Source organism: Vibrio sp. R10-SG3-ISO10 (assembly GCF_059834185.1).
The window spans coordinates 651996-665310 of sequence record NZ_JCBDHG010000020.1 but is presented as its reverse complement, the minus strand read 5'-3'; the positions used below and the strand labels follow the sequence as shown (position 1 = coordinate 665310).

The following is a 13315-nucleotide window of genomic DNA, read 5'->3' as shown; positions in this document are numbered from 1 at the left end:
TAGTGGCCGTCAGTATCCATTTGATTTCTGTACCCACTGAAGAGGTTGTAGCCTCAAGAGTTGTGTATCTTCCAGAATCAGGAGGCACCCTTGGTCGTGCCCCTGCGTGTGATATCTGTTTACCCGACCAAAGCAAACGCATTTCCCGTACTCACGGCGAAGTCCGCCTGACTGATCGAGGCTATGTATTGATTAGTCGTGGTCAAAATAGCGCTTCAATAAACGACAAAGTCATGATAAAGGATAAAGAGTACCCACTCAATGACGGAGACATTATTAAAGTAGAAAACTACACTATGCTTGTTTCCACTCTTGTGTCATCAAATACTGAGTCGCCTCAACAAGATGATGACGACATTTTCTCTCAGCCATTTGAGTTAAACCTTAACGATGACGAGACCGAGTTCTTAGAGCAAACAGAAACGCCAAAACCAAAACAAAACAGTGCTTCGTTTTCACATAAAAATGTTCTAAGCGATGATCCTTTTGCCTCAGACCCGTTTGAAGATTTAGATAGCGACGAAATTGCTGCTCACGTCGAGGTTGATGAAGTAGCGCAAACGAAGACCTTCGAACAAGCCACTGATCTTGAGTATCTTCCTGTCGATACGCCAAGCAATAATACTCAGCTGGAAGCGTCTATCGAGAAACTACTTACGCTATCTGAGAAAAACCAACAGTATTTGCAAAACCCAATGCTACACCATGATGCATTGTTTGATGCATTAGAAAAAACCGTTGATCAGTTCTTAAATGAGTTCGCTCCTAAAGAACTCGAAAGCCAATTTAGTGAGTACTTATCGGGCGGACTGTTCAGCAACAAAGAGAAAAAGTACTGGAAGATTTATCGTAAGCACTTCCAACACCGACAGCAAAATGGAGACTTTCGTCGCCAGTTCAAAGCATTGTTTTTGGAAAACATGCAGAAACAGCGAGAGGAAGGTTGATGAGAAAGTGGTGTTTAGCGGCAGTACTTTTGTTAGCTGGGTGCTCTTCTGATCCAGTCCCTGTCGTTTCTCAATACAACTTAGCAATAAAATCAGACGCAACGATGAATCCTTCTGATTCAAACACTGCAAACCCTGTGGTCGTTAGGTTGTATCAGTTAACAGATGTACAGATGTTCAAGCAATTACCGTTTATTGATCTGTACTCAAACGATGTTCAGCTATTAAGCGCAAACCTAGTGTCAAAACAAGTATTGCCAGTAATACTTCCTGACACGAGTACCGAGCAAGTATTAGACATCAACAAAACGACGCAATACGTTGCCGTTCTTGTCGAGTTCGTTGATTACCAAAATAGTGAGACAAAGGCATTTTCCACTTTGCCAGTCCAAGCAGATCAATATCTGCAGCTCAACATACAAGGGGCAAAAGCCTCATTAGAAATAGTCACACCTGAATCCAGCTGGTGGCAAGTATTTTAGTCAGTATATAGGGAACTAACGTGGACGCGTTTAAAAAAGTAGTTTGGCAAGAAGGCATGTTTATTGCCCCACAACATTTTCAGCAACAGGATCGCTACGTACAGAACTATGTTCGTCAGAACGTTGAGACTCTTGCTGGATTTGCTCCCTTTTATGGTGTGACAGAACTCACCATCAATCACGAATTATTAAAAATTGGTAAGCTTTCTATCGCTAGTAGCGCAGGTGTTTTTCCTGACGGTACTCAATTTGAAATGAAGCATGAAGTTGCCAGAGATGTCATCCAAGGAAGCATTGAAACAGTAGTATACCTTGCCCTGCCTATCTCTTTGCAGGGCAATAATGACTACGGACAAGAGCAATCGGATCAGGGCCGTTACCTGTCTCGTTCTATTAATGTATTTGATACTTCGACTTCAGAAAATGCGAGCGTCGAGATCGATGTTGCTCATTTGAATATCTCTATCAAGTTGGAAGGTGAAGATACCTCTGGTTTTACCCTTATCCCTGTAGCCAAAATTTTGGAATGCACCGAAGCCGGTGAAGTGATCCTTGATCGCGCGTTTATTCCAGCTTGTTTACATTACGGCGCCTCTCAACTTCTACTTGAACGTTTAAAAGAAATACACGCACTTACTGCAAATCGCGCTGCAACCCTATTACAGCGAATTCAGGCTGGCCAAGGTCAAAAAAGCCCACAATCGATGATGCAAGATTACTTGTGGCTGCAAACCTTGAACAGTTGGCTCCCGTGGTTTGATCTCTCTATTAGCAATCCAAAGCTGCAAACACACCAAGTCTACGGTGAGCTGCGTAAATTCGAAGCTCAGATCATGGCTTTAACTCCAGCCATACCAGACCCATGTCAGCCATTGCAGTATCACAAGCTCTACGAGAGTTTTAACCCATTGTTCGCCTCTCTGCGCAATATGCTCACGCTTGTTCAACAAGACTCGGTTCTAGAGTTTGCTTGGGATAGCTCTTTGTTCGAACGTCGTCGATTACTCAGAACATTAATCAAAGACACTGCAAGCGTGTCGAATCGTCGATTTGTTCTCTCTGTTAAGTCGACCATTAGCAGTGCTGAACTCAATGAGCTGTTCCCTATCGCGGCTAAGTTGAGCAACAATGCTCGTATTGTTGAGATCGTTCGAAATGGCCTATCGGGTATCGCTCTATCGCCATTGCCGGTCGCCCCGAGTGAACTTAAACCAATGCAGGGCGTGTCCTACTTTGAAGTCGACACTGCCGACCGCATGTGGTTAGAAATGCTCGAAAACCGCGATGCGATTGCTCTACATGTCGATACTCGTATCGCAGACCTCGAAGTTATGCTTTACGCCCTGAGATAATGCTATGGACTATTTGGATGAAGAAACCCTAGTCTGGGATGCAAAGGAATCCGAGTTCGTCGCTAAGGAAGACGATGTCAGCGACAGTACATGGACCTCCGTTGATGCCAGCCGCGGGCGTAGCGAATTTCTGCACTACTTTGACAAAGCAGAAAATCAGCTACTTAACATAAGCAGCGAACTATTAGCGATCACATTAAAAGTCTCTACGCTTCCCGAACCAGAAGACGTCACGACTTTACGTCATCAGCTAGTTGACGGGATTAATGACATCAAAACAAAAGGCGCTGAGCTTTCCTACCCTGTCGCAGTCATCGATAAGCTCTGCTTCCTCTATGCCGTCGTCTTAGACGAACTGATTATTTACAGCGAATGGGGGGAATCGAGAGGCTGGGAGAACAAAACCCTGCTTAGCGAACTGTTTGGAATGAGAAATGGCGGTGAGCTGTTTTTTACCGTCGCAGATAAAGCGCTTAGACAGCCACATAAGATGATTGACCTACTGGAAATCATCTACATTTTCCTAAATATTGGATTTAAGGGACAGTACAGAGAAACTGGAAATGATCAGTTAAAATCATTTATTCATCAGTTAGAACAGTTGATCAGCCAGTATCGACAAACGAGCGCGATACATTGCCGTACTCGAATTAAACTGCCTAAAGTACGTAAACCGACACGTCGTAAACGCTACTTCATCACCACTGTGTTCTTCCTGTGCCTTGTCTTTACCAGTATTGGCCTTACCTATTTCTGGTACAACAAGACCCATTCGCAGCGAGCTCGCGATTTTAACAATTTACCGGACTTCAGTGCCCGCTATGTTATGTCAGGCCAAGTGAATGATATTGTCTTTATCAGTGATGACGCTGACTTAGAAACCATGCCCCAACGCGCAAGTAAAGTTGAACTAGTCGACGCTCCGGCGCCACCTAATTTAGGTACCAGCCATTCATCTTGGTTAGTTCAATTAGCAACATTTTCTTCGAAGAAAAACGCTGAAAACTTTGTCTCTACACTCGCACCTTCAAAATACGAGGCTGTTGTTGACGAATTTGATTCCTACTTCCGCGTTATCGTACGCAGTGAGTCCTCGGAACAAGCAAGAGACATCAAAAGCTGGTATGTAGAAAAAGACCAGCTCACACCGATCATCGTGAGAAACACACAGAACGACAATAAAAACGATAAAGAGGCACAACAACGATGAGTGACGCTAAACCCGCACAGAATTCAAGAAAGCGCAGCCTTGTCTGGTCTATAGTGCTTGCTTTGCTTGTCATGCTGATAGGTGGCGCCTTAACCTGGTGGCTAGGTTATCCGGAGAAACTTCTTCTCGGTGGGACCTTATCATTCTTCACGGGTCTCCTTATCGGTTTACTCACCTACTGGCTGATGCAGCGTAAGCGCGGTGAAAGTAAAACTTCCGATCAACAAAGATTGCTGATTCAGAAACGAAGCAAACTCTTGGCTCTGCATTTTAAACGCATGCTTGGCGTTCAAAAACGTAAGAAAAGGCTCAATAGTCGTTACGACCAACCTATCTACCTGCTGCTGAGCGATGACCCATGCAAAGATAAAAGCATCATTACACAAATGGGATACGAGGCGTACAAAGTTGATGATTTCGGTAATGACATCGAGTTTCCCATTCTCTTCTGGCTAAGCGAACACTCGATTCTCATCTCCATTAGTATGGGTGAAGACCAGCAGCCTCAATATTTGAAAACGCTCTCAGACAGCCTCAATAAATGGCGTCCGCGTCAGGCTATAAACGGCTTGCTGTTAACAACCGAAGTCGCAACGTTATTGGGCAACCAAGAAAAACTCACTCAGCGAGCTGATGACGTTAAATCGACCATTAAAACCTTCAATGATACATTCGGACTGAATCTGCCCGTGTATAACCTGATCACTAACATGGGTCAGGTGAACGATTTCTGTCAGTTCTTTTCTGCATTTGATGAAGCCAAACGCAACGATGTATTTGGCGCAACGTCTCCAGTCCTTAAAAATGGCGGTATCGATGCCGATTGGTATCACGAGGAGTATGACCATTTAATCAGCCAATTGATTGCTAACACCAGCAGCGCGCTTTCTTCACAGCTTAATCAAGAATATCGCAACTCTATCTGTGCTGCGCCTTACCAGTTTGGCTTGCTAAAACAAAGTTTGTGGCATTTCTTGCAAAGACTGTATCGCGGTGATCAGCTAAGCAATGGTCTCAACTTCCGTGGATTTTATTTCACTCACAGCGGCTCCGGTGAAAAGCAGTATGATCTGCTGGCTAATGTCATCAATGAGTCTTTAGGCAATGAGAAGTTCCAGCAACACCAACAAATTCCAGTGACTCAGACCCTGTTTGCTCAGCACATCATGAACCACGTGGTATTGAATGAAAATGAGCTTGTTGGCGTTAACCGACGCAAAGAGAATATGCTGATATTCTGGCAAGGTGCTTACACCGTGTTTTGTGCCGTGTTCCTAATCGCCACCTTAGCGATTATTAAGTTAGATTTTGACTACCAAAACGCGCGTGAAACACGAGCTGATAACATGCTAGAGCGCTATAAAGAGGCGATCGCTGCTTCACCTTACGATATTGAGAACATGGCGGACAATATCCCGAACTTGTATTCTCTCAACCGTATCTACGCACTCTACCTTCAACCAGACCCTTGGTACACCCTGCCCTTCATGCCAAGTTCAAGCATTAAGAAGGAAGTGGAAGCCGCTTATTTCGACGAGCTAGCTCGTGTTCTTATTCCTTCGATGGAAAACACCTTAGAAAAAGATCTGTTTGTCTACGTCAATCTAGAAGATCAAGCCAAGACCTTATCTTTATTGAACAACTATCGCCTGCTGTTCGATCCTAAGCGCACCAACATTGAAGAACTCAAAAGTTACTTTATGTCGTCTCTCACTGACCAAGGCGAAGCAGACAGTGTAAACCTTGCTCAGCTTAAAATTTTGCTTGATGATGTATTCGCTCAAGACTTAGTTCCAACTAAAGCCAATTTTGATCTTGAGAAGTTAGCTAAGAAAGTCATCAACCAAACTGGTGTTGAGACTCTGCTATACGAGCATATCCTAAACTCGCCAACCTACTCTAAACGCGTCGATGTGCGTCAAGAGTTGGGTTCAAACTTCTCTCAACTGCTTAGTTTCTCACCAAATTATGTCGGTTATTTAGTACCCTATTTGTACACTCCATCAGGCTTTAACGAGCTTGACCTTTCAGTAGGATCGCCTGTTCTTACTGAAGCATTGCAAGCATATGAAGGGGTTGCTGGTAGCTCTCCAAGTGCGCTAGAGCTCTACCGTATTAGTCGCGACCTTAAGCAGATGTATCAAAACGACTACATTAATTACTGGCGAGATTTCACCTCTCATATTCTCGCTAACAACGTTGATAGTGCCGACACACTGAAAAATACACTATCTGTGCTTACGACGGCATCAAATAACCCACTAGCTCAGCTTTATGGCACGATCAGCAAATACACGTCAGTAGAAATTGAAGTGCCCAAAGCTGCCGAAGGCGAAGCGCAGCCACCAGCTCAAGATGCCGATAAGAAAGAGTCTGCTCGCCAGATTTACATTGCCTTTATGCCTTACCACCAGCAAGTGGAAGCCAATGAACAGGGTACAAAAGCAATAGATACACTGCTAAGCCAATTTACAGAAATGGAGACATATCTAGAGAAGTTTTACTCTTCAGACAAGCCTCAAGAGCTTGCTTTCTCGACCCTGACCGCAGAGCTAAAGGTGAGTAACCCTGTTTCCTCTGTCGCAAAACAAACTGAAAAACAGCCTCAGCTGTCACTCGACATCATTGCTGGCGTGACTACGCAGGCAAATGAAATGGTGATGCTACTGGCACATGGTTATCTCAACACGGCTTGGCAAAGCGAGGTCTTCCAAACCTATCAAGATACGATTGCAGCGTACTATCCATTTAATAAAACCGCTTCAGTGGATGCAACAACCAGCGATGTCGCCTCTTTCTTTAAGAGTAATGGTGTATTGGATAAGTTCTACCAGAGCAAACTAAAAGGTTTCTCTACCGATGAACGCTCGCCTTTCTTGCCGGGGTTACTACCGAACTCAGGATTGGCACTTGACCCTAACGTTTGGCAGATGATTAGCAAAGCGACGGACATTCGTAATGCGCTTTTCTTACAAGATCCGCAAAACCTAACGCTTCAATTCCAACTTAAAGCGCTGGAGATGAGCTCGAACCTTACTCAGTTCTCTATCATTGCAGAGAAGTCTCTGTTTAGCTATCAACACGGCCCAAGGCTATGGAGCAAGCAGACGTGGTCAGCAAAAGACGTAGACAAAGACTCAATTGGATTCAAACTACAAGCGCAAGAAACGCAGGTAGCCGATGAGAAGTTCACTGGAAGCTGGGCTTGGTTCAAGTTGATTGAACCAAGAGTAGTATCGACAACATCTCAAGATACCACCGTGAAGTTTGTTTATGACGATAGTCAGGTTGAATTAAGCATTAAGACGCAAGGGCAAAATAACCCATTTGTTCCGAACTTCTTCTCTGCTTTCTCACTTCCTGCCAGCATTTAAAAATGAAGGATGCTAGCTCTGCGCTCCACCCTAGCATCCGAAGCACTATGCGAGCTTTAGGGGTTTCCTATTGCTCGCATATTGGTCATCACGTGTATCTCGTCGACAGCGACTCACATGGAAAGGTTGCTCTCAAATTTGCCCTTTCCACACTTGCTAAATATCAACTTCACAACGAAGCTAGTTTTCTCGCCAACTATGACTCTCACTATTGGCCTAGGTTTATCGATGCCGATAGCCATCATCAGGTCAGTTGGTTGATGTGCGAATTTGTAGAAGGCCATTCGCTAGCGCAGTGTAATTTCCTCAACGACGCCGCGTTGATATCAAAACTTGAAGACGGACTGAAAACCATTCATGAAACGGGTTTTATTCATGGCGACATCAAACCTGCAAACATCGTGATCAGTACAAACGGTGAACCCATCTTTGTCGACCTTGGTAGCGTTCTACCAATCGGTCAAGCTTATTCTAAACAACCCCATTCTTCTGTTACTCCGAGTTTCGGTAGTTTAAGCGCAATAAAACGTCATGGTCTTGTTACTAGTCAAGATGACTATGTCTCGTTGGCAGTAGCTCTTCAGACCGTGTTGGGTAAGCACCCATATCAAGGACTGCCCATTACAGAGTTCGTAACAGCAAATAAGCTCCCAGATTCGGGAGCTGTTGCTTCAAAGTATCAGGTCCTACTCGCTCAACAGATCCGCCTAGCTAAGCGACTTGTTGCTTTGAAAAATACTGACTGATGTCAACATCATCGATTTGGCTTTCTGGAAGAAACGCTTGCGCGTAATCCATGTAAACCCCGCTTTCGAGGAACAGCAAGAATAGCTCCATATCAACGTGTTCATCGAGAGCCATTTTATGCAAGATATCTACGGCTACACTGACAGGTTTTGCTTTCTTATAGGGCCGATCTGCCGCCGTGAGCGCCTCAAAAATATCAGCAATAACTAACACTCTCTCTGGAATTGAAATCTCTTCTGCTGATAACCTACGTGGATAGCCAGTGCCTTTAAGGGTTTCATGGTGAGTAGAAGCGTAACGAGGGACTCGACTCAGCTCTTTTGGAAATGGCAAAGCCTCAAGCATTTTTATTCCACTGATCATATGCTCGTTTATCTTAAAGCGGTCTTCTGTGGTCAATGTGCCGCGCGAAATAGATAAGTTGTAGATCTCGCCCAAGTTATACTGATGTTCTGGCACATCCACTTTTATACCAAACTTCTCATCAAATTCGAGTGGTCTGATGCGCTTTTGTATGTGCTCTGGTTTGTCAGAAAGTAACGGTTCGGTGGTGGGAAGCACAACGTCCGATTGAGGTTTATTCAAGTCTTCGAATGGGGAAAGACCTAAGTGATCATCAAAGTTCCTTTGCCAAGTTCTACCAGCAATTTGCTTGATTCGTTCAACTTCTTCTTGACCCATAAACTCCCCGCCGACATTGGATTTGGCGATAAACTCAAACTCCTCCTGTAAAGTTTGCTTATACAGTTTAAGCTCCGCTAGAGCCGCGCTCTTATCTTTAGTTGCAGCGAGTTGCGAATTCAAATACTCAATTTCGGCATCACGCCAAAGCACTTCAAAACGCATACGAATTTCATGGATACGATTATAGTTCGCTTCGAGTTTAGTGCCTTTATCAACGATATGCTCTGGAGTCGTAATCTTTCCACAATCATGCAGCCAAGCCGCGATTCTAAATTCCCGCCTTTCATCATCATTCTCGAATTTAAACTGTTTGAATTTACCTTCTTGGCACTCTTCTACTGCCTTGGCTAACATCATGCCAAGTTCAGGAACACGATTACAATGCCCTGCTGTATAAGGAGATTTATCATCAATCGCTTGAGCAATCAGTTTTATGAAAGACTCAACAAAATCTTCTTGTTGTTTCTCGTGTTGTTTGAGTGCCGCACCCATAGAGGCAATGGACTCAGAGAGTTCAGACACTTCTTTGATGCGTGTATTCACCAGAGATACTGCGTCATAATCTCTTGCTTTTATCTTCTTAGTTTCTACACGTAGGGCTTTAATTGGAATAACAATGGGGGCGCTAAACTTCCAAGCTAAAGGAAGCAAGATCATCATTATCAGAACAGTAAGCGCGATGGATGTTATCAGCTTAGGCCAAACTTGCTCAAAGACCACGTTTTCAGGTAACACGACGGCAAAGAACTCGTTGTGGTTTTGTTCAGATAACAGCGGAGTAACGTAGACAAAGTACTGTTGCCCTTGAATATCAACTTTCACCATCGAGTTATGCAGGCTGGGATTACGTGACAATGAGAACAGCTCCGGGTAAGGTACAAACGTTCCCCGCCATTGGTTGGAGTCCAACCACTTCTTCTTCAAAGCGTTTCGTTGTTGTGGCGTAATCGCTAGCAAGGCTCTATTTAAGACGTCGACTACCGAGCTATGTTCTTTTTTCATATAAAAATGAAAGGGTAGCATTTCGATACCTGACAGCTTTGTTACCTTAGCTTGTTCAATATTAGATAACTCATTCAGCTCAGATAAGGTGTGAAACGTATCAATGATGTAGTCGTAGCGTTTTGAGGCAAGTCCTTGTTTTGCTTCATCCAAACTCGTGACTTCAATAAGGTTTAAAGTTGGTGCTCGCTCTGATAGCCACGATTTCATTCCATACCCACCGACAACAGCGATAGGCTCTTGAGAGAACTCGGCCAGTGACGAGTAAACTGGTTTATCAGGATTTGAAGCCAGTGCCAATTCACCACTAAACATAGTGACGCTTTTCACTCCACTCACCGCTTCAGATGCTGGTACGGAGTGCAGCATATCAAGTTCTCCCTGATGATACATTTGCGACAACGTCACGGAATCAAAACCATTCACAAATTCTAGCTGCATACCCGTCATCTTCGACGCTATGGTCAGCAGATCTATCGCATATCCTTTAGGCTGCCCTGATTGAGCATAATCGTAAGGCCCCCAGTCATTTTGATTAGAGACCATAAGCGAACCCGCTACTTCTAAAGCTGCTTTCTCGGCATCGCTCAGTGCTAAATGAGTTGGTTGCGGAACACGCACTTCATGATACAACTCTACGTTAGCCGCAATGACCTCACCTTTGTCATTAAAAACAAAAGATTCAGCGCCACTATCAGAAGAGAGCCCTAGCTGTATAGGTGTCATCTTTTCTTTCATCGCAGAATGAACAATATCAACTCCAATAACTCTTGATTGAGTGCGAATAGAGTATGTCTGACCGGTAATTTTTAGATGTTGAAAGAGATAAGGTTCCGTCTTAAAAATCTTTGTTTCCTTAGTGCCTAAATACCAAGGTCTTTGAGTGGGGAAATAGTTACTGTCTTCTGCAACACTTTTGGTCAGTTCAAAACCTTCTGTAAAATAACTCGTCGTGCGAATACGGCTTTCTTCCGGCCCCGATATTTTAATGACTACCCAACGATCATTGATGTCTGCATCAATTTTTTTCCTTACAATGGGCGAAGATTCCAAGTTAATGATCTGATAGAAATCATCGTTATCACGACCAACGTAGAGGCTATAGAAGAGTGGGTTATCCGCGAGAATTAATGTGAAAATGTTGCGAATTTCAGTTTCTGCAAAGGTGTGATTGGTTGACTCTGCAACACTTTTTAGAATTTGAACGCTGCTTGTAGCGTTTTTGTCGACCAATTCTAGGTAAGACCCTACACCCGAAGAGGCTGTGGTGAGTTTAGCCAACACATTTTCTTCTGACAGCTGCTTGCCAAAATAGTATTGCAGCCCGATTGCACAAGATGCAGTAAAAAGAGTGGCAAACAGAAACATTGTCCCTACCGTAAACTGAATAGAGAACTTTCTAGACTGACGCGAGTTCTTTTTCATTCTTTAACGCCCTCCATTGGCATTGACTGAACGAATTAATTTGAAGACTGGGCTAATTGTTTTTTTATAGTTTTGCTTTATTCGAGTATTAGAATAAATCCTCTATATATCAATACAACATCCTATAAATTATGAGACAAATTGCATTATAATTGCACAATCGAGACTCTGCTAAGTATTTAATATATCGGCGATGTATTTGTTTCATGAACTTTATGAACAAAACCTCCACAATGACCAATATTCTTTTTATCAACGTATTGGAGACATGAATTTAACAGACCATTAACCTTAAACGCATCTAGCAACAAGTTCCCTCCTTGTTACTAGAGAATTGATAACGATAAGCGTGTTCTCAAAGAAGAATATGCCCATACATAAGGAACGTGAATCATGTTTAAGGTACTAAAACCAACCCTAGCCGCTTCTATCATCGCTGCGTCTTTTTCTTTTAACGCTTTTGCAGCTGATGTAGAGAAAATCCACTTCTTAATCCCCGGTGGTGCAGGTGGTGGCTGGGACATGACAGCTCGTGGCACAGGTGATGTGTTAGTTAAATCTGATATCGTCGATAACGTCTCTTTCCAGAACCTGTCTGGTGGCGGCGGCGGTAAAGCAATTGCCCACCTAATCGAAACGGCAGAGCGTCAAGAAGATACGCTTATGGTGAACTCAACACCAATCGTAGTACGCTCACTAACGGGCATTTTCCCACAATCTTTCCGTGACCTGACACCTGTTGCAGCGACTATCGCTGACTACGGTGCGATCGTGACTTCCGTTGACTCTAAATACAATACATGGGAAGACGTTGTTAAAGAATTTGAATCGAACCCACGTAAAGTAAAAATAGCTGGTGGCTCAGCACGAGGTAGTATGGATCACCTTGTTGTTGCGGCTGCATTCAAAGGCGAAGGCTTCGATGCTAAGAAAGTACGTTACATCGCTTATGATGCAGGCGGTAAAGCAATGGCAGCCCTTCTATCAGGTGAGACGCAACTGCTTTCCACAGGCCTAGGTGAAGTTCTAGAAATGTCTAAATCTGGACAAGTTAAGATTCTAGCAGTAACGGCACCAAAACGTCTTGAAGCAGCACCTGACATCCCAACGCTAACGGAATACGGTAACGAAACTGTGTTTGCTAACTGGCGTGGATTCTTTGCAGCACCTGGCGCTAGCCAAGAGAAGATTAACGAGTGGAACGCAGCTCTGACTAAGATGTACAACACAGACGAGTGGCAAGTAGTTCGTGACCGTAACGGTTGGATTGATAACTACAAAGCAGACAAAGAGTTCTACGCATTCCTAGAAGATCAAGAGAAGCAAATGGGCGACCTAATGCGCGAACTTGGTTTCCTAAAATAATCGTTAAATCGATTGTATGAGGGTGACTTGCACCACCCTCATCCCTTTTCGCCGTACATGGGCTAACTACACACAATCTCCTCTGTTTATTTATAAACAGTTAAGCCTCTTTGACTAGCAGCAAATGGCTTATTCGTTGGTGAAACATGCTCATTAACTCTCGTGTACGGCTTTTTTCTTTCCTTACCTGTAACGCAAATGGAGTTGGATATGTCGGACTTGCCAACGAACTCATTCACTAAAGGTAATTTTTTCTCAAAAGAAAACCTACTCTGTCGCGACCGTGTTGGCGCGATGATATTTTTGCTTGTCTGCCTTTGTTATGGCTACCAGACAACCCAAATCCCATTATTTCCTGGCGATGAATACGAACCCTTTACGGCTCGCACTCTACCAACGCTATTAACATTCGCAGGTATGGGCCTTTCGTTACTTTTATTGGTAACGGGACAGCCTGATGTAAAAAGCGGTGCCGTGGTCGATTTCAACTGGAAACTGCTTATCGGCTTTCTAGTTCTAATGGCGTTTTATGGTGTTGGACTCACCTATGTCGGCTTCGTCATTGCTACAGGATTCTTTTTGCTTGCAGGTTTCTATCTGTTGGGAGAACGACGTAAGAAAGTACTTTTAGGTGCATCCTTCCCGTTTGTCATCGCTTTCTACCTTCTGCTCACCCAAGGCCTAGATATCTACTTAGAGCCAGGTGTTATTTTCACCATGTGATCGT

At 43.9% G+C, this 13315-nt stretch carries 9 protein-coding genes; 8 read left to right on the top strand and 1 reads right to left on the bottom strand.

The features are described 5' to 3' along the window. The first annotated feature begins 2 nt into the window (after positions 1-2). Genes AC6R16_RS13115 through AC6R16_RS13090 form a run of 6 tightly spaced genes read left to right on the top strand, consistent with a single transcriptional unit; the run spans position 3 to position 8111 of the window. Complete coding sequence (locus AC6R16_RS13115) at positions 3-947, top strand: type VI secretion system-associated FHA domain protein (RefSeq protein ID WP_500674643.1); 945 nt, start codon at positions 3-5, stop codon at positions 945-947. Then, positions 947-1429, top strand: a complete 483-nt coding sequence (gene tssJ, locus AC6R16_RS13110) for a type VI secretion system lipoprotein TssJ (protein ID WP_500674642.1) — start codon at positions 947-949, stop codon at positions 1427-1429. Before AC6R16_RS13115 ends, tssJ begins: the two co-directional genes overlap by 1 nt. A gap of 20 nt (positions 1430-1449) precedes the next feature. After that, a complete protein-coding gene (tssK, locus tag AC6R16_RS13105) occupies positions 1450-2781 on the top strand; it encodes a type VI secretion system baseplate subunit TssK (RefSeq protein ID WP_500639099.1) in 1332 nt (443 codons plus the stop codon). A gap of 4 nt (positions 2782-2785) precedes the next feature. After that, positions 2786-3991 carry a type IVB secretion system protein IcmH/DotU gene (gene icmH, locus AC6R16_RS13100; protein ID WP_500674641.1) on the top strand — a complete coding sequence of 402 codons (1206 nt, stop codon included), beginning with the start codon at positions 2786-2788 and terminating at the stop codon, positions 3989-3991. Further along, entirely contained in the window at positions 3988-7365 is a 3378-nt protein-coding gene (gene tssM, locus AC6R16_RS13095) for a type VI secretion system membrane subunit TssM (RefSeq protein WP_500674640.1), read from the top strand. Before icmH ends, tssM begins: the two co-directional genes overlap by 4 nt. A gap of 2 nt (positions 7366-7367) precedes the next feature. Then, positions 7368-8111 (top strand): protein kinase domain-containing protein, encoded by a 744-nt coding sequence (locus AC6R16_RS13090; RefSeq protein WP_500674639.1) that lies wholly within the window; start codon positions 7368-7370, stop codon positions 8109-8111. Here AC6R16_RS13090 and AC6R16_RS13085 read toward each other — a convergent pair. Then, positions 8077-11223, bottom strand: a complete 3147-nt coding sequence (locus AC6R16_RS13085; RefSeq protein WP_500674638.1) for an HD domain-containing phosphohydrolase — start codon at positions 11221-11223, stop codon at positions 8077-8079. The genes AC6R16_RS13090 and AC6R16_RS13085 overlap by 35 nt on opposite strands. 393 nt (positions 11224-11616) lie before the next feature. Between AC6R16_RS13085 and AC6R16_RS13080 the strand changes: the two genes are divergently transcribed. Next, entirely contained in the window at positions 11617-12588 is a 972-nt protein-coding gene (locus tag AC6R16_RS13080; protein WP_367938894.1) for a tripartite tricarboxylate transporter substrate binding protein, read from the top strand. A gap of 210 nt (positions 12589-12798) precedes the next feature. Next, positions 12799-13311: a tripartite tricarboxylate transporter TctB family protein gene (locus tag AC6R16_RS13075; RefSeq protein ID WP_500674637.1), complete on the top strand. Its 513-nt coding sequence runs from the start codon at positions 12799-12801 to the stop codon at positions 13309-13311. Positions 13312-13315: the final 4 nt, after the last annotated feature.

What these genes read in the sequence shown, in the direction of transcription:
- AC6R16_RS13080 (WP_367938894.1), top strand. Translation starts at nt 11,617, where the DNA reads ATGTTTAAGGTACTAAAACCAACCCTAGCCGCTTCTATCATCGCTGCG.
- AC6R16_RS13090 (WP_500674639.1), top strand. Translation starts at nt 7,368, where the DNA reads ATGAAGGATGCTAGCTCTGCGCTCCACCCTAGCATCCGAAGCACTATG.
- AC6R16_RS13075 (WP_500674637.1), top strand. Translation starts at nt 12,799, where the DNA reads ATGTCGGACTTGCCAACGAACTCATTCACTAAAGGTAATTTTTTCTCA.
- tssM (WP_500674640.1), top strand. Translation starts at nt 3,988, where the DNA reads ATGAGTGACGCTAAACCCGCACAGAATTCAAGAAAGCGCAGCCTTGTC.
- tssJ (WP_500674642.1), top strand. Translation starts at nt 947, where the DNA reads ATGAGAAAGTGGTGTTTAGCGGCAGTACTTTTGTTAGCTGGGTGCTCT.
- AC6R16_RS13085 (WP_500674638.1), bottom strand. Translation starts at nt 11,223, where the DNA reads ATGAAAAAGAACTCGCGTCAGTCTAGAAAGTTCTCTATTCAGTTTACG.
- icmH (WP_500674641.1), top strand. Translation starts at nt 2,786, where the DNA reads ATGGACTATTTGGATGAAGAAACCCTAGTCTGGGATGCAAAGGAATCC.